General features: G+C 57.1%; 17 protein-coding genes. All 17 read left to right on the top strand.

Annotated elements, in window-relative coordinates; translation table 11 throughout:
* Positions 1 to 68 precede the first annotated feature (68 nt).
* Positions 69 to 647, top strand: coding sequence for an orotate phosphoribosyltransferase (gene pyrE / locus Q0O07_RS08440; RefSeq protein ID WP_295492477.1), 579 nt, complete (start codon positions 69 to 71; stop codon positions 645 to 647).
* The gene (locus Q0O07_RS08445; protein ID WP_295492479.1) at positions 644 to 1,390 is read left to right on the top strand and encodes a pyridoxine 5'-phosphate synthase; all 747 of its coding nucleotides are present in this window, start codon (positions 644 to 646) and stop codon (positions 1,388 to 1,390) included. Before pyrE ends, Q0O07_RS08445 begins: the two co-directional genes overlap by 4 nt.
* The gene (gene acpS / locus Q0O07_RS08450) at positions 1,387 to 1,797 is read left to right on the top strand and encodes a holo-ACP synthase (protein WP_295492481.1); all 411 of its coding nucleotides are present in this window, start codon (positions 1,387 to 1,389) and stop codon (positions 1,795 to 1,797) included. The genes Q0O07_RS08445 and acpS overlap by 4 nt, the downstream gene beginning before the upstream one ends.
* Positions 1,794 to 2,738 carry a signal peptidase I gene (gene lepB, locus Q0O07_RS08455; protein ID WP_295492483.1) on the top strand — a complete coding sequence of 315 codons (945 nt, stop codon included), beginning with the start codon at positions 1,794 to 1,796 and terminating at the stop codon, positions 2,736 to 2,738. Before acpS ends, lepB begins: the two co-directional genes overlap by 4 nt.
* 112 nt (positions 2,739 to 2,850) lie before the next feature.
* Positions 2,851 to 3,858, top strand: a complete 1,008-nt coding sequence (locus Q0O07_RS08460) for an AI-2E family transporter (protein WP_295492539.1) — start codon at positions 2,851 to 2,853, stop codon at positions 3,856 to 3,858.
* Between the two features lie 10 nt (positions 3,859 to 3,868).
* Positions 3,869 to 4,138 (top strand): hypothetical protein, encoded by a 270-nt coding sequence (locus tag Q0O07_RS08465; RefSeq protein WP_295492485.1) that lies wholly within the window; start codon positions 3,869 to 3,871, stop codon positions 4,136 to 4,138.
* Positions 4,139 to 4,170: 32 nt separating this feature from the next.
* Positions 4,171 to 5,991 carry an ABC transporter ATP-binding protein/permease gene (locus tag Q0O07_RS08470; RefSeq protein ID WP_295492487.1) on the top strand — a complete coding sequence of 607 codons (1,821 nt, stop codon included), beginning with the start codon at positions 4,171 to 4,173 and terminating at the stop codon, positions 5,989 to 5,991.
* Positions 5,992 to 6,073: 82 nt separating this feature from the next.
* A complete protein-coding gene (gene recQ, locus Q0O07_RS08475) occupies positions 6,074 to 7,840 on the top strand; it encodes a DNA helicase RecQ (protein WP_295492489.1) in 1,767 nt (588 codons plus the stop codon).
* A gap of 106 nt (positions 7,841 to 7,946) precedes the next feature.
* A complete protein-coding gene (locus tag Q0O07_RS08480) occupies positions 7,947 to 8,378 on the top strand; it encodes a TIGR01244 family sulfur transferase (RefSeq protein WP_295492491.1) in 432 nt (143 codons plus the stop codon).
* Complete coding sequence (locus tag Q0O07_RS08485; RefSeq protein WP_295492493.1) at positions 8,375 to 8,791, top strand: hypothetical protein; 417 nt, start codon at positions 8,375 to 8,377, stop codon at positions 8,789 to 8,791. The genes Q0O07_RS08480 and Q0O07_RS08485 overlap by 4 nt, the downstream gene beginning before the upstream one ends.
* Entirely contained in the window at positions 8,784 to 9,695 is a 912-nt protein-coding gene (locus tag Q0O07_RS08490) for a sterol desaturase family protein (RefSeq protein ID WP_295492495.1), read from the top strand. Before Q0O07_RS08485 ends, Q0O07_RS08490 begins: the two co-directional genes overlap by 8 nt.
* A 66-nt stretch (positions 9,696 to 9,761) precedes the next feature.
* Positions 9,762 to 11,345, top strand: coding sequence for a GMC family oxidoreductase (locus Q0O07_RS08495; RefSeq protein ID WP_295492497.1), 1,584 nt, complete (start codon positions 9,762 to 9,764; stop codon positions 11,343 to 11,345).
* A 41-nt stretch (positions 11,346 to 11,386) separates the two neighbouring features.
* Positions 11,387 to 12,793 (top strand): threonine synthase, encoded by a 1,407-nt coding sequence (gene thrC / locus Q0O07_RS08500; protein WP_295492499.1) that lies wholly within the window; start codon positions 11,387 to 11,389, stop codon positions 12,791 to 12,793.
* A 2-nt stretch (positions 12,794 to 12,795) separates the two neighbouring features.
* Complete coding sequence (locus tag Q0O07_RS08505) at positions 12,796 to 13,674, top strand: class I SAM-dependent methyltransferase (protein WP_295492501.1); 879 nt, start codon at positions 12,796 to 12,798, stop codon at positions 13,672 to 13,674.
* An 8-nt stretch (positions 13,675 to 13,682) separates the two neighbouring features.
* A complete protein-coding gene (locus Q0O07_RS08510; protein ID WP_295492503.1) occupies positions 13,683 to 14,051 on the top strand; it encodes a dihydroneopterin aldolase in 369 nt (122 codons plus the stop codon).
* Positions 14,048 to 14,803 (top strand): SDR family oxidoreductase, encoded by a 756-nt coding sequence (locus Q0O07_RS08515; RefSeq protein ID WP_295492505.1) that lies wholly within the window; start codon positions 14,048 to 14,050, stop codon positions 14,801 to 14,803. The genes Q0O07_RS08510 and Q0O07_RS08515 overlap by 4 nt, the downstream gene beginning before the upstream one ends.
* Before the next feature lie 306 nt (positions 14,804 to 15,109).
* Positions 15,110 to 16,663, top strand: coding sequence for a DEAD/DEAH box helicase (locus tag Q0O07_RS08520; RefSeq protein WP_295492507.1), 1,554 nt, complete (start codon positions 15,110 to 15,112; stop codon positions 16,661 to 16,663).
* Positions 16,664 to 16,797: the final 134 nt, after the last annotated feature.

The raw sequence follows: 16,797 nt of genomic DNA on the forward strand, positions 1-16,797 counted from the left end.
TGCGATGCAATCCGTTAAACCGAAGATGCAAAAGACGGCATTGGCATAAAAGGAAACTTCTCCCCATCATGACTGAAGATGAAATACTGTCCGAATTCCGTAGCGTCGACGCGCTGCTTGAGGGGCACTTTGTGCTGTCCTCCGGCAGACATAGTCCCTATTATTTGCAATGCGCACGACTTTTGATGAACCCGGAACGTGCGGGGCGCATCGCGCTTGCTATCAATCAAAAAATACCACGCGAACTGCGCACGGAGATTCAGGCGGTCGTTTCGCCAGCCATGGGCGGGATTATCATAGGCCATGAAATGGGCCGCGCGCTTGGCGTCGATGCCATGTTTGTGGAACGTCCAGAAGGTATTTTTGGGTTGCGGCGCGGATTTACACTCGCGCCAGGCACTAAAATCCTCTTGGTTGAAGATGTGGTCACCACTGGCCTGTCTTCACGCGAAGCCATTGCCGCGATCGAAGCGGCTGGTGGTGTTGTTATCGCCGCGGCGGCTGTGGTGGACCGTTCGGCGGGCACCGTTGACCTCGGCGTGCCATTTTACCCGCTGATCCAGTTGAACTTTCCGACCTACGCGTCTCATGAACTGCCGCCTGAGCTAGCCGCGACAGAAGCGGTCAAGCCGGGTAGCCGGAAGTGAGGCCGCAAGCGCCCACGTCGCACCGCTTGCGCTTGGGCGTGAACATTGACCATGTCGCGACCATTCGCAATGCGCGTGGCGGTTTGCATCCCGACCCGATGCGGGCGGCGCACATGGTTGAAGCGGCTGGCGGTGATGGCATTACCGTACATTTGCGCGAAGACCGCCGGCATATTCGCGACGCTGACCTAGACGCGATTATGCGGGAAATTCGTTTGCCGATTAACCTGGAAATGGCGGCAACCGATGAGATGCTTGATATTGCTCTTCGGCATAAGCCCAATGCGGCGTGCATTGTTCCTGAACGGCGCGAGGAACGGACGACGGAGGGCGGGTTGGATGCCGCAGGGCAGCATAATCATCTGGCGCCCATCGTCACGCGGCTGAGGGACGCAGATATTCGGGTGAGCTTGTTCATTGAGCCTGAAGCGCGCCAGATTGAAGCGGCTATCCGCCTGAAGGCAGATATCGTTGAATTTCACACGGGCAAATATGCCCATCTGGAGGGCGAAGAACGCGAAATCGAATTGCGCCGCATAGCTGATGCTGCCGCCTTGGCTGCGAAAAACGGAATCGAACCCCATGCAGGCCATGGGCTGACTTTTGACAATGTTCAGCCCATTGCCGCCATTCCGCAATTTGCCGAGTTGAACATCGGGCATTATCTGATCGGTGAAGCCATTTTCATTGGTTTGGAAGAAAGCGTGCGCAAAATGCGTGCGCTTATGGATCTGGCCCGGTGATCATAGGGCTTGGTTCTGACCTGTGTAATATCGAGCGCATCGCCAAATCGATTGAGCGTTTTGGCGCACGATTTGAAAATCGTGTTTTCACCGACGTGGAACGCGCCAAGGCTGCCAAGCGCCCTTTTACCAAAGCCGGAACCTATGCGAAGCGCTTTGCCGCCAAAGAGGCCTTTTCAAAGGCCGTAGGTACGGGTTTCAAACATGGTGTGTTTATGAAGGATATTGGCGTCGTCAATGCGCCCTCGGGTGCGCCGACGCTGGCGCTTACGGGCGGGGCAAAAGCGCGTCTCGACGCCATGATTCCTTCGGGCTATGAAGCGCATATTCATGTGACGCTGACCGATGACCATCCGTGGGCACAGGCATTTGTCATTATAGAAGCGTTGAGATCGCAAAAGGCATGACCAGTTTGACCACCGACGACAATATTCCGGCAACACCGCCGACCCCTGCACCAGAAAAGCAAGGTTGGGCTTCTGCCGCTTGGACCGAGTTCAAAGGCATGTTCTGGCTTCTGCTCGCCGTGCTTGCATTCCACAGTTTCATTGCAAAGCCATTTTATATCCCATCGATCTCCATGATGCCGACCTTGCTGGTCGGTGACCGGCTGTTCGTCAGCAAATATCCTTATGGATGGAGCCATGTGTCGCCGACGATACCGAATCCCGTCGCGATATTCCGCTGGCTGGTGTTGCGCGAAGAGATAGACGCCTTGGCCGTGCCGTTACCCGAGAGCAACACGCGTATCTGGGGCAAAATGCCGGCGCAGGGAGACATCGTGATATTGACGCCAAAGGGCAGAAATCAGGATTGGATCAAGCGCGTCATTGGCTTGCCCGGCGATATCATCGCATTGCGCGCGGGCCAGATTTTCCTGAATGGAATGCCCGTGAAACAGGAAACCCAGCCGAACCTCATTTTGCCCGTAGATGCCAACAACGCTTGCAATGACTATGACTTTCCGGGCGCATTGACGCGCGGTGATGACGGCGCGCTGACGTGCCACTTGCCTATCATTCGCGAAACCCTCCCCAACGGCGTGCAATATGACATCATTGACGCACGCAGACGCGATACCGACGATATGGAGCCTGTAAAAATCCCTGCCGGTCATGTGTTCCTGATGGGTGATAATCGCGATAACAGCTCCGACAGCCGCGTGGCAGCGGAACTTGGCGGCCTTGGTGGCCCCGTATCATGGGACCGCATCGGCGGCCGCGCTGAAATCATTACATTCTCGGTCGACGGCAGCACTGGCCTTAACCCCGCCAGCTGGTTCAGCGCACTACGCGGTGATCGCGCTGGCGACAGCTTGCGTCCAAAAAAGGTCGATCAAGGTGAGTGATGGCACCCCCCTTGCGCAAAGCAAGCCACGCAGGACGCGGAAAAAGCCTGCCGCGCAGGTAAAAGAGAGCTTTCGCGAAGAGGTCGGCCCAACCGAACTTTACGACCCCCTCATTCGTTCAGAGATTAAGCGCGCTGCGGTATGGATTGGCATGGCCAGCTTGGTTGTTGCCTTCATCTGGCTTGCGCAGCCTATTCTTCTCATCATTGGCGGCATCGTTCTTGCCGCGATGTTTGACGGCGGCGCGCGGCTTCTTGGCCGCGTATTGCCCATCCCGCGCGGCTTCCGCCTGACCATTGTCGTGCTGGCCGTGTTTGGTTTTATCTATTGGACATTTGTTTTCACAGGGTCTGAACTCGCCGCGCAAGCCGCAAGCCTTCAGGCCATTGTCGAAAGACAAATTGAAACAATAGGCAATCGGATTGAAGCCGCAGGGTTCAACATTTCTGCAGAGGATGTGAAGGGCCTTGGGTCGCAGATTTTAAACTCTGTGGGCCGCGTGACAGAAGCGGTATCGTCCGTTGTGGGGACCGTCACAAACCTTGCGATGATGCTGGTTCTCGGCATCTTTGTTGCCGCAGAGCCCCGCTTATATGAACGCGGTGTCGCGTGGATGCTGCCTTTGGCAGAGCGCACGCATTTTTATGGCACCGCCGAAAAAATGGGTAGCGTCCTGCGCCGTTTGATGGCAGGTCGCCTGTTGGGCATGGCGGTTGAAGGCGTGGGCACATGGGCGTTACTCAGCCTTGGCGGCGTGCCTATGGCAGCGTTGCTTGGTGTGTTGACGGGCCTGCTGGCATTCTTACCGAATATCGGCGCAATTGTATCTGGGGCCCTTATCATCCTCGTTGGATTTTCGGCCGGGGTTGATGTCGGGCTCTACGCCATTTTCGTGTATTTCGTCGTGCAGACGGTGGACGGTTATTTGATCGTCCCGATGGTCGCAAAACGTGCGGTCGATTTGGCCCCGGCTTTAGTGCTCGGCGCGCAGATCCTGTTCGGTGCATTGTTCGGCATCTTGGGGCTTGCACTGGCTGACCCCATCATCGCGATGATCAAGGTTGCGCTGGAGCGCCAATCGGAGCGCAATGAAGCGCGTGGTATCCGCGAAGGGCCGTGATGCAAATCCTATGTTTCTAACCATCTGCTTTATATTGGGCATAGCCAATTTTTCTATGCACAAAGCGGTGGCAGAATCTGGGCACCCGATCGTCGAAGAGACCAAGCGTACTTTCGGTCGGCATTTCGGCCCTTATGGAAGCTATGCCATTGAACTGGCGTTGCTCATCGGCGCGATGTGGTTGGCGCATGCAGGATCCTTATCGGTATTGCTCCTCTACACCGCCTACACCGCCATAAACGGCGTTGCGACTTGGCTGCTGCTGTCGAACAAGGCGTGATGGGCCTTTGTGCTTTGCCCTAAAATAACTATATGGCCCCTGTGCCGCCATTAGACCCCACCCCTGATACAAAGCCGGATTTCGCCGTCATGCGGCGATTCTTGCCGTATTTATGGCCGAAAAACGAAACGGGTTTGCGTGTCCGTATCGTCTTTGCCTTATTGCTGGTGATTGTCTCAAAACTCATCCAGCTCAGCATGGCATGGCTTTACGGCCAAGCCATCGACCGCATGGTGCCGGGCATGGAAGACGGCGTCGCCATCGCCGTCGCATTGGTCGCCGCTTATGCGGGTGCCCGTTTTGGCGGAGTGTTATTCGACAATTTGCGCAACATCGTGTTCGAACGCGTCGGCCAAGAAGCGACGCGCCGTCTCGCCGAAAATGTCTTCAGCCATTTGCACGATCTGTCGATGCGGTTCCACATGAACCGCCGCACCGGCGCCGTGACAAAGGTGATTGAACGCGGGACCAAGAGCATCGACATCATGCTCTATTTCCTGTTGTTCAACATCGCACCTACCCTGCTAGAGCTGTTTTTAGTCTCCGTTTATTTCAAGATTTCATTTGGCTGGGGCATGGTCATTGCCACGCTGATCATGGTCGTCAGCTACATTGTTTACACGACGCTGATCACCAACTGGCGCAACAAATTGCGCGAGGAAATGAACGAGCTCGACACGCAAACCGTTGCCAAGTCCGTCGACAGCCTTTTAAACTATGAAACGGTCAAATATTTTAACGCAGAGAAGCGCGAAACCCGCCGCTATGCTGAGGTCGTGCATCATTATGCCAATGCCGCCGTCAAATCGGAAAACTCGCTCGCTGCGCTGAACATCGGGCAATCGCTGATCACCAACCTGATGATGGCCGGCGCGATGGGTTATGTCGTGTGGGGTTGGTCGCGGGGTCAGTTCACAACCGGTGACGTTGTCACCGTGAATACATTATTGGCGCAGCTATTCCGGCCATTGGACATGTTGGGCATGGTGTATCGCACAATACGCCAGGGCCTCACGGATATGGCCGCGATGTTTGCACTTATCGATACGCCCGCCGAAATCACCGACAAACCAAATGCGCCCGCGCTGGCGATCCATGGCGGCGCGGTGGTGTTTGACGATGTGCATTTCGCTTATGATGCCGAACGGCAAATATTAAAGGGGGTCAGCTTCGACATAAAGCCCGGCCACACCTTGGCCGTTGTTGGCCCATCGGGCGCGGGCAAATCGACCATCGCGCGTTTGCTCTATCGATTTTATGATATCACCGGCGGGCGTATCACCATCGATGGGCAAGATCTGCGCGATGTCACCCAGTCCAGCCTGCGCAGCGCCATCGGCATCGTTCCGCAAGATACGGTGCTGTTCAACGACACCATTGGCTATAATATCGGCTATGGCCGCGAAGGCGCCAATCAGGACGAGATCGAAGAGGCCGCGCGCGGGGCATCGATCCATGGCTTCATTGAATCGCTGCCCGACCAATATGCCGCCAAGGTTGGCGAGCGCGGCTTAAAACTATCCGGTGGTGAAAAGCAGCGCGTGGCGATTGCCCGCACCTTGCTGAAAAATCCGCCGGTGCTGATCTTGGACGAAGCGACCAGCGCCTTGGACAGCCGCACGGAAGCCGAAATTCAGGCCACGCTGGAACGCATTTCGGAACGCCGCACCACAATCATCATCGCGCACCGACTTTCGACCGTCGTGAACGCGGATCAGATCCTTGTGCTTGAAGCGGGTCGCGTGGCGGAGAAAGGCACGCACCTGCAATTGCTGCGCAAAAATGGTCTATACGCCGATATGTGGGCACGCCAGCAAACCGAAGCCGAGGAAGAGGCCATTCCCGCCGCGTAAAATCTCGCGCTATCCACAAGCGTCTTGAACCACAGGCATGTCGGCTCTGTCATTGGCACGTCGGTCACGCTAGGGCTTTCAAATGGCCTCCGTCGCTCCCTCCCCCACGCCAGCCGATGTTTTGCACCGCTTGTTCGGCTTTGCTGGCTTTCGCGGGCAACAGGAACAGGTGGTTACGCGCGTTCTGGCGGGTCAGCGGACGCTGGCGATCATGCCAACGGGCGCGGGCAAGTCGCTTTGCTATCAACTGCCCGCCGTGATCATGGATGGCACCTGCATTGTCATATCGCCGCTGATCGCGCTGATGCATGACCAAATGCGCGCCGCCGATGCCGTCGGCATTCGCGCCGCGACATTGACATCCGCCGACGACAATCGCGCCGAAACCATATCACGGTTCCGTGCAGGCGAACTTGACCTATTATATGTCGCGCCGGAACGGGCCTCAGGGCAAGAATTTCGCAGCCTGCTGCGCGAAACGAAGATATCCCTTTTTGCGATTGATGAGGCGCATTGCGTGTCCGAATGGGGCCATGATTTCCGGCCGGATTATCGTTTGTTACGGCCATTGCTGGATGACTTTGCCCATGTGCCGCGCTTGGCGCTGACCGCCACCGCCGACACCCACACGCGCGATGATATTGCCGAACAATTGGGCATAGCCAAAGATGGCGTCATGGTGGCCGGTTTTGACCGCCCCAACATCCGCTATATCGCCGAAGCCGCCCCGAACAGCGGCATCGCGGCATTGGTCAAAGGCTTGCAGGGTGCAGGCATTGTCTATGCCCAAACCCGCGACCGCACCGAAAAAATCGCCGCCCAGATTGCCCAGACCGGCCGAAGGGCTTTATATTATCATGCCGGCATGGAACCACAGACACGCGCCCGTGCGCAGGCCGAATTTGTGTCCTCCGAAGACATGGTCATGGTCGCAACGGTCGCATTCGGCATGGGTATCGACAAGCCCGATGTCCGCTTTGTCGTGCATGCTGGCCTGCCAAAATCGATTGAATCTTATTATCAGGAAAGCGGCCGGGCGGGGCGCGATGGGGACCCGGCGGTGGCGCATATGCTGTGGTCAGCAGGTGATTTCACCCGTGCGCGCGGACGCTTGAGCGAGTTACCGCCTGAACGGCGTGAAACGGAGTTGGCGCGCGTGGCCGCATTGTCGCATTTGGTGGAAACCCCCGGCTGCCGCCGCGCGGTGCTGCTGCGTCACTTTGGCGAAAGTCCGCCTGAATCTTGCGGCAATTGCGACAATTGCCTGCATGCGCCCGACGTGCACGACGTGACCGAACTGTCCCGCAAATTGCTCTCCGCCGCCTATCGGACGGGTCAAAGGTTCGGCATGGGGCATTTGGAAAAGGTCCTAACGGGCAGTACAGACGAGCGGATCACGCAATTCGGGCATGACCAGCTTTCGGTATTTGGCATTGTGAACAGGGACGAGGCCGCGATGCTGAAGCCTTTGTCCCGTGCCTTGCAGGCGCGCGGCGCTCTTATCGCCAACGAACATGGCGGCCTGAAACTTGGGGGCGATGCCCGCATCATCATGCGTGGCGATCAAAAGATTGAGATTGCTATGGTGAAACCCGGCAATAAACGCCGTGGTGGCCGCCCCGACAACCCCATTGGCAATCCGTTATTTGAGGCCTTGCGCGCCAAACGCCGGGCATTGGCCGAAAATGTCGGCGTGCCGCCTTATGTCATTTTCCACGATGCAACCTTGCGCGAAATGGCGCTGACTCGGCCAGCCGATATCCGTGCCTTGGGCCGGATCAGCGGCGTCGGCGCGCGAAAGCTGGAGGCCTATGGCGCAGAATTTCTGTCGGTAATTGCACAATTTTAGGACGGAAGTTTATCGCAGCATTGTCCCGCCTTGTCATCGATTGCGGATTAAAATATGGCAGGTAGATTATCGTCGGCTATGGCGATTTTATCACAGGACTTTTCAGATGTTTCGCCAACTTACAGACCGCATCCTTGTCGCCCCGCAAATTACAGTTGGTGACGTGATGGATGCTGCGCAAGCGGGCGTAACACTTATCATCAACAACCGCCCCGAAGATGAGACCGCCGATCAAACGCCCGGTGGAGAGATTGAAATCGCCGCGCGTGCCGCCGGGTTGGATTATGTCGCCATTCCGGTCACCCATGCTGGCTTTGCCGAATGGCAAGTGACCGCCATGGCCGAAGCGCTGGCAAAGACGGACGGTAAAATCTTGGCCTATTGCCGCTCCGGCACACGCTCGACGTTGCTTTGGGCCTTGGCGCAGGCGTCCAAGGGGGAACATCCTGCGGTGTTGGCCGAAAAGGCTGCGGATGCCGGTTATGATCTAACGCCTGTGACCGCGATGATGGATATGCTGCGCGGGCGGGCTTCGTGACGGCCGAATTGCTTAAGCTGGCAGGGTCCATCGCCGCGATTGTGTTCATCGCGTGGCTTGCGCGATTCTGGAAACTCGGTGGCGACGTCCGCATAGGCAGCGAAGAGCAAGCGCGCGCAATTGCGCAAGAAACTTTATGCGGATTTGATCCGGTGGAAATCGCCATTGATAAAGCGGGCATGGCCGCATTGATGCGCGATGCCGACGGTCGGCACCTTTTGGTACGGCGACATGGGGTGCAATGGGCCGGGCGGTTGCTGGACCATCATAATGAAGCGCGGCTTGACCAAAATTTTCTCACCATCAGCACGGGCGAGAAAAGCTTTGGCTCGGTGACGCTCCATCTGGGTGCGCAAGCATCGCATTGGGCGGCTGGCCTGCGCCATTTGAATATCGGACGTAATTATGCCTGAACTGTTCAACCCAATTGATTATGCCGTTCCGGCGTTCATCTTCCTGATCGTTGCAGAGATGCTGTGGGCGCGTCGGCGCGCGCCAGAGAAATATGAACCGCGCGATACGCTGACATCGCTTGCCTTGGGCACGGGTAGCACCGTCGCCGGCGCATTGACCGGCGCGCTGGTGTTCAGCCTTGCCATGTGGATATATGAACATCGCTTTTTCGATATCGGCTGGGTCTGGTGGGCATGGCCCTTATGCTTTGTGCTCGATGATCTTGCTTATTATTGGGCGCACCGGTCGGGGCACCGCGTCCGCTGGTTCTGGGCAAGCCATGTAAACCATCACAGCAGCCAGCATTACAATCTATCGACGGCTTTGCGCCAAACATGGACTGGCTTTATCGCGCTTGGTTTTATCTTCCGGATACCTTTGGCATTTCTGGGCTTTCATCCCGCGATGCTATTGTTCGTCGGCGCGTTCAATCTCATTTATCAGTTCTGGATCCACACCGAGGCAATTTACAAATTCCCGCGCTGGGTCGAATATATCATGAACACGCCCAGCCATCATCGCGTCCATCACGCGACCAACCCGCGTTATCTGGACCAGAATTACGCCGGGACCTTCATCATCTGGGACCGGATGTTCGGCACCTTTACCGAGGAAGTAGAAGGCGAGAAAATCCGCTACGGCATCGTCAAGCAATTGGGCACGTTCAACCTGTTGTGGAGCGTGTTTCATGAATGGATCGGCATCGCCCAAGATGTATGGTCCGCACCATGGCGGCATAAATTTTCCTATCTGTGGCGCCCGCCGGGCTGGAGCCATGATGGCAGCCGGGACACGTCGGACAGCATCCGTGCGCAATGGCTGGAAAGCCAGCAAGCCAAAGCCGACCCGACTGGGCACGCATAGCCTATTTACACCCTTGCCAGTAATTAATCGTCCGCTTAAACTCTTCGGTTAGAGGGAGCAGGCGATATGGACGAATTCGACATCATTGTTATTGGCGGTGGTTCAGCCGGCAGCGCAGCCGCCGGACGGCTATCCGAGGGTGGCAAATATACAGTCTGCTTGATTGAGGCGGGCGGCACGAACAATAACATGTTGATCAAGACGCCCGGCTTCATGCCGTTCATCCGCAATGGGTCCAATTATAAATATGAAACCGTCCCGCAAAAAGGGCTGAATGGCCGCACGGGTTACCAACCGCGCGGAAAGGGCCTTGGCGGATCCAGCGCGATCAACGCGATGGTCTACATTCGGGGCCATAAATATGACTATGACAATTGGGCTGCCTTGGGCTGCGATGGTTGGTCTTATGACGATGTCTTGCCCTATTTCAAACGCTGTGAAGATAATGAACGCGGCGCTGATGCTTTTCACGGGGCGGGCGGGCCACTGTCGGTTTCCGATCAACATTGGCCGCAAGCGGGCAGCCGCGCCTTTGTGGAAGCCGCTGCCGAATTGCAATTGCCTATCAATGCCGACTTCAACGGCGCGACGCAGGACGGCTTTGGCCTGTATCAGGTTACGCAAAAAGGCGGCGAACGCTGGACCGCCGCGCGCGCTTATGTCGAGCCGGCGCGTGACCATATGGAGATACTGACGGGCGCGCTGACCGAAAAAATCGTCGTCGAAAATGGCCGCGCCACGGGCGTGGTCATTCGTCAGGGTCGCAAACGCCGGACGATTAAAGCGCGCGGCGCCGTTATTTTATCGGCAGGCGCATTTGGCTCACCACAGATACTGATGTTATCGGGCATGGGTCCGGCCGAACATTTGCGCAGTGTTGGCGTGGACGTTGTCCATGACAAGGCGGCGATTGGTTCCGACCTGCAAGACCATATCGATTATGTTTCCAGCTTCAAAACCGAATCCAAAGATGATTTCTTCGGTGATTCGCTCGCTGGCACGGCCAAGATGGTTAAGGCTATCATCGAACATCGCCGCAAGCGCACCGGCGTGATGACAACTTGCTTTGCCGAGGCGGGCGGATTCTGGCGTTCGGACCCAAGCTTGCCAGCACCTGATATCCAATATCATTTCGTGCCTGCAATGTTGGAAGACCATGGCCGGTCCAAAGTGAAAGGCCACGGCTTTAGCTGCCACGCCTGCGTTCTGCGCCCTGAAAGCCGCGGCACTGTGCGTTTGTCCTCATCGGACGCCAAAGTTGCACCGGTCATTGATCCGGCCTTTTTAAGCGATGACCGCGACATAGCGACGCTGCGTGCCGGCGTGCGCGCGATGCACCGCATATTCGAAGCGCCGGCGCTTGCCGCCTATAATGGCCAGAATCGGCATCCGGTTGATATCAATGACGACGCTGCATTGGACGACCTGATCCGCAGCCGCGCCGATACGGTCTACCACCCCGTTGGCACCTGCCGCATGGGGCCGAATGACGATGATGTTGTGGACGCGCGCCTGAAATATCGGGGCATAGAAGGGCTATATGTGGCCGATGCCAGCATCATGCCGCGCCTTGTTTCCGGAAACACCAATGCGCCAAGCATCATGATCGGCGAAAGATGTGCAGAATTTGTCCGCGCTGATTTGCAATAATCTTGCGTAAATGTGGCGCTGCGGTTAACCGCGTAGCCGCTATGATGAATAACAGAACAGAATATATCAGCACACGCGGCAACGCAGATGTGCTTGATTTTGCAGGCGTTACGCTGACGGGCTTGGCACGTGACGGCGGGCTTTATGTGCCACGCCATTGGCCGCAATTTTCGCTGGACGAGATCGCGGCGATGCGCGGACTGTCTTATGTCGATCTGGCCGCGCGCGTCATGGCCCCATTTACCCAAGGGGTTTTGGATGAGGCGGAGCTGAAAAGCCTGTGCGCCACGGCTTATGGCTCCTTCGCCCATACAGCGGTGACGCCGCTGGTGCAATTGGATGGCCAGCATTGGTTGCTTGAGCTTTTCCACGGCCCGACCTTGGCGTTCAAGGACGTGGCGCTGCAATTGCTTGGCCAGTTTTTTGCACGCTTTCTGTCGGGTACGGATACAAAACTGACGATTGTCGGTGCAACCTCCGGCGACACCGGTTCAGCCGCGATTGATGCCGTTGCCGGACGCTCGCAAATTGAGATTTTCATGCTCCATCCACACAACCGCGTGTCCGATGTGCAGCGGCGGCAGATGACAACTATTCTTGCGCCAAATGTCCATAACATCGCCATTGGCGGCAGCTTTGATGACGCCCAAGCCATGGTGAAGCGGATGTTCAACGACAAGGATGTGAATGGTCCGCTGACCCTCTCTGCGGTCAATTCAATCAATTGGGCGCGCCTGATGGCGCAAGTTGTCTATTATTTCTACGCCGCGCTTCGGTTGGGCGGCCCCGAACGCAAGGTCGCATTTTCCGTACCGACCGGAAATTTTGGTGATGTGTTTGCGGGCTATGTCGCCGCGCAAATGGGTCTGCCTATTGAGCGCCTGATTGTCGCCACCAACATCAACGATATTTTGCACCGCGCGCTTTCAAAAGGCGACTATTCGGTGCTTGGCGTGACCCCGACAGCATCGCCATCGATGGATATTCAGGTGTCGAGCAATTTTGAACGTCTATTGTTCGATCTGGAGGGCCGCGATGGGGCGACCACAGGCGCGCGGATGAAATGGTTTGAACAAATGGGCAAGATGGTGCTGTCGTCCGACATGCGCAAAAATGCGGCGTTGCTGACCAGCGCGCGCACCGATGCCGAGCAGATGTCTGCGGCCATGCGTTGGGCCTATGGCGCCACCGACCAAATTATTGATCCGCACACCGCCATCGCTTTGCATGCCGCCCGTGCCGCTGGCATCCGCCCCGATGTGCCTGTCGTGACATTGGCGACCGCGCATCCAGCCAAATTCCCCGACGCGGTTGAAAATGCCACGGGGATACGCCCCGCACTGCCCGCGCGCGTTGCGCAATTATTTGACCGCGAAGAACGCTTTGACGTTCTGCCCGGCGAATATGACGCCGTGCGGGATTATGTGTTGGCGCGCGCCACGCGTTGAATATGGAGCGGGATTTCGTCACCCTGATCAGCGAGCCGCGCAGCGATTATACCCTGATCGATTCCGGTCATGGCCGCAAGTATGAATCTTATGGCGACCGCCATTTCATCCGCCCAGAACCGCAAGCGATGTGGGCGCCGGCCTTGGAAGAATGGCCCGCCGACGCTGAATTTATTCCCGGATCAGACGATGATGGCGGCGGTCGTTGGTATAACAACAAACCTGTACCCGTGGATGGATGGCCCTTGTCGTGGAATGACGAAGTGCATTTTACGGCGTCCTGCACACCGTTTCGCCATTTAGGATTCTTCCCAGATATGGACCCGGTATGGCGTTGGATGCGGGAGCAATTGGCGGGCGTTACCGACCCAGTTGCCATGAACCTGTTCGGCTATACCGGCGTTGGCACGCTCGCTTTGTCCGCCGCTGGCGCACAGATGGTGCATGTCGATGCGTCCAAGAAATCGGTTGGGCAAGCGCGGGCCAATGCCGAAATGTCTGGCATGGCAGACCGCCCTATCCGCTGGATCGTCGATGACGCCGCCAAATTCGTTGCCCGCGAAGTGCGCCGGGAAAAACGCTATGACGGCATATTGTTGGACCCACCCAAATATGGCCGTGGTCCCGAAGGCGAAGTGTGGCGGCTTGAAGTGGACTTGCCGGAACTGATCGCCAATTGCCGCAAGCTGTTGGATGCGGAATCGAAATTTTTGTTTTTAACCGTCTACGCCGTGCGCATGTCTGCGCTGGCATTGGGCGGGCTATTGGAATCGCATTTTGCCGACCTTGGTGGCAAAGTTGAATTTGGCGAACTGGCGGTGCGCGAACAAGGCAGGGGCAATTTGTTGCCCACTGCCATCTTCGCCCGCTGGTCGCGTTAAGGAGTGATATGAACGACAGTTTAATTCTTGAAGTGCACGATCTTGTTGTCCATGTCCTGACGGGTATTTACAGCCAAGAAACGCATCTGCCGCAACCGCTGCGCATATCGATCAGCACCACGCTGGATATTTTCCCGCATTATGCGCCGGATACGCCCTTGTCGGCTTCTAAAAATTATATGACGTTGAAAGAAGCGGCGACAAAATTGCCTGAAGGCGTGCACTTCACGCTGATTGAGGCGGTGGCCGACCATATCATGGACACTCTGTTCGCTGACGACCCGCGTATCAGCAACATCGTCGTCAAAATCGTCAAGTTGGCGATTGCCGAAGATAATGAGGCGATTGGCATTACCATGTCGCGGGGCCGCAAGTGACAGACAGACCGCTTGCAATCGTGACCGGCGGCAAGCGCAGGCTGGGCGCAGCGATTGCGGCGAAACTCGCGAGCGCTGGCTATGCGCTGGCTTTAGTGAGCCATATGGATACGCCGCCCGAGGCAGCTTTGGTAGCGGCGCTGCAGGCGCATGCAAGCGAATGGCACGCCTTCACTTTTGACCTCAGCACGGGCGATCCGGCCAAGCTTCTGGGCATGATTGCCGCTTATTTCGGTCGCACACCCGACCTTTTGGTGAACAATGCGGCGATGTTCGGGCAAGACGACTGGCAGACGATGACGCTGGCAACGTTGGAGGCGCATTTCCGGTTGAATGTGTTTGCGCCATTATTGTTAGGTCAGGCCCTTGTGCAAACCGCTGGCCAGCAGGCCCGCCCCGCCATCGTCAATATCCTCGATCAACGCGTGGTCAATCCGCACCATGACCAGATGAGTTACACTTTGTCGAAACAAGCGCTGGCGGCGTCGGTCCGGTCCATGGCCGCATCCTTCGCTGGGCGCGCGCGTTACAATGGCGTTGCCCCCGGTCTTGTCATTGCAACCGATGATTATACCGCAGAGCAAGAAACCCGGCTCGCGCAGATGATGCCCTTGGGCGCATTGCCATCACCATCGGCTGTGGCGGACGCTGTCGTGTATCTCGCCCAAGCGCAGGACGTTAGCGGGCAAGTCATTTTTGTTGACGGCGGCGCGCATTTGAAAAGTTTCGACCGCGACTTCATGCATCTTTAGCGGGCGCCTGCGACCGATTATTGCGCGAGCGGACAAATAACTTGCGTTTTCGCCGCAGTTTCGCCATAGGCCCCCCAAGCGCATGAGGCGAGCGGACAATACCGCCGCAGTTTTGGCAGCGTGAGGGCCTTGATACAGGCTCCGCCAAACGAACAAGATGCGTAAGCTTAGAGGCTTCCCATATCACGCAGGGTTGTTTCCAACGGGTCAGCATAAGCTGCGCCCGAACACCTGCTGTTGCGCCTGTGCGGTCCTGATGAAAGGACGCGCATGACGGGCCGCGACGACTATTTTGAAAGTATAAAAATGTCTTTTTTCCAAGACCTGGGCCTTGCCCAACCTATCCTTAAGGCGCTTGAGGCGGCTGGCTATGATACGCCAACGCCCATTCAGCAACAGGCCATTCCATCCTTGCTTGAGGGCCGCGATCTATGCGGTATCGCGCAGACCGGAACGGGTAAGACCGCTGCCTTTGCGTTGCCGTCACTCCACCATTTCGCCACCAAGCCCAAGGCGCGTCAGCAATATAGCTGCCGGATGCTTGTTCTGTCGCCGACCCGCGAACTCGCGGCGCAAATCGCCGACAGCTTCCGCACTTATGGCAAGTTTTTGGGCCTGAAGGTCGATTGCGTTTTTGGCGGCATGCCGATTTTCAGCCAGAAAAAGCGTCTTGCCGGCGGCGTCGATATTCTTGTCGCCACGCCCGGCCGCTTGATCGACCTGATCGAACAACGCACGGTGACGTTGAAGGACGTTGAAATCTTTGTCCTCGATGAAGCTGACCAGATGATGGACTTGGGTTTCATTCACGCGCTGAAGCGTATTGACCAATTATTGCCAAAGCAGCGTCAGACATTGTTCTTTTCAGCGACAATGCCAAAGGCGATTGCCGAGCTTGGCAACCGTTTCCTCAACAACCCTGTCCGTGTTTCGGTTGCGCCTGCAGCGACAACGGCAGAGCGCGTTGAGCAATTTGTGACCTTTGTCGAGCAACGCGAAAAGCAGACATTGCTGACGCTGAAATTGCAAAGCGAAGAGATTGACCGTGCGCTGGTTTTCACCCGCACAAAACATGGCGCGGACCGCGTTGTGCGTGGGTTGGCGGGCGCTGGCATTCAATCCGCCGCGATCCACGGCAACAAATCACAGGGTCAGCGTACCGCTGCGCTGCAAGCGTTCCGTGATGGCAAGATCAAAATCCTCGTGGCCACCGACATTGCGGCACGCGGCATTGACGTCCCCGGCGTGAGCCATGTGTTCAACTTTGAACTGCCCAATGTGCCGGAACAATATGTCCACCGCATTGGCCGCACGGCGCGTGCCGGCCGTGAAGGCGTGGCGATGAGCTTCGTTGCCGGTGATGAGCGCGGTTATATGAAGGATATTGAGCGTCTGACGGGCGTACGCGCGATGACGCTTGGCCTTCCCGAAGGCTTCCGTGCAGCCGTCGCAGCCTTGCCACCCCCCGTTGCCGATAAAAAACCGCAACAGGCCCGTGGCGGTCGCGGTGGTGGTCAGCCCGGCGGCGGACGGACGAACTATGCTGGCAAAAAGCTTGGCGGCAATAATGGCGGCACTGGATTGAACGGCGAAACCCGCAACCGCACGCACGCGCCGCAAGGGGGGTGGCAGCCCGCCATCGGCCCGCGCGACGGCAGTCGTGAAGGCAGGAGTGAAGGCGGCCGCGACGCCCGTCCATGCAGTGACAATGCGCCTGCGGGTGATCGTCGTCCCACTGCCGACCGCGCCTTTGCCGCACGTAGCGAAAACCGCCGCGACCCCGGCGCACCTGCCCGCAATTACGGCCCCAAAAAGGGTGGTAATGGCAACTATAAGGGCACGGTGAAGCGGGCTGGGTAAGCCTCAACCAACAGCATAGCCCTTGTCATTCCCGCGAAAGCGAGAATCCATGACCTGTTGTCTGTGCCTACGACAACATTATCGACTTTATTCGGATAAGATAGGCCATGGATCCCCGCTTTCGCGGGGATGAA

It is taken from the genome of Sphingorhabdus sp. EL138 (assembly GCF_945890115.1).
In the GTDB taxonomy this organism is placed as follows: Bacteria; Pseudomonadota; Alphaproteobacteria; order Sphingomonadales; family Sphingomonadaceae; genus Sphingorhabdus_B.

Coding starts and splice junctions, on each gene's coding strand:
- Q0O07_RS08470 (WP_295492487.1), top strand. CDS start 4,171: ATGGCCCCTGTGCCGCCATTAGACCCCACCCCTGATACAAAGCCGGAT.
- Q0O07_RS08490 (WP_295492495.1), top strand. CDS start 8,784: ATGCCTGAACTGTTCAACCCAATTGATTATGCCGTTCCGGCGTTCATC.
- Q0O07_RS08480 (WP_295492491.1), top strand. CDS start 7,947: ATGTTTCGCCAACTTACAGACCGCATCCTTGTCGCCCCGCAAATTACA.
- lepB (WP_295492483.1), top strand. CDS start 1,794: ATGACCAGTTTGACCACCGACGACAATATTCCGGCAACACCGCCGACC.
- Q0O07_RS08465 (WP_295492485.1), top strand. CDS start 3,869: ATGTTTCTAACCATCTGCTTTATATTGGGCATAGCCAATTTTTCTATG.
- recQ (WP_295492489.1), top strand. CDS start 6,074: ATGGCCTCCGTCGCTCCCTCCCCCACGCCAGCCGATGTTTTGCACCGC.
- Q0O07_RS08505 (WP_295492501.1), top strand. CDS start 12,796: ATGGAGCGGGATTTCGTCACCCTGATCAGCGAGCCGCGCAGCGATTAT.
- Q0O07_RS08520 (WP_295492507.1), top strand. CDS start 15,110: ATGTCTTTTTTCCAAGACCTGGGCCTTGCCCAACCTATCCTTAAGGCG.
- Q0O07_RS08510 (WP_295492503.1), top strand. CDS start 13,683: ATGAACGACAGTTTAATTCTTGAAGTGCACGATCTTGTTGTCCATGTC.
- pyrE (WP_295492477.1), top strand. CDS start 69: ATGACTGAAGATGAAATACTGTCCGAATTCCGTAGCGTCGACGCGCTG.
- Q0O07_RS08495 (WP_295492497.1), top strand. CDS start 9,762: ATGGACGAATTCGACATCATTGTTATTGGCGGTGGTTCAGCCGGCAGC.
- thrC (WP_295492499.1), top strand. CDS start 11,387: ATGATGAATAACAGAACAGAATATATCAGCACACGCGGCAACGCAGAT.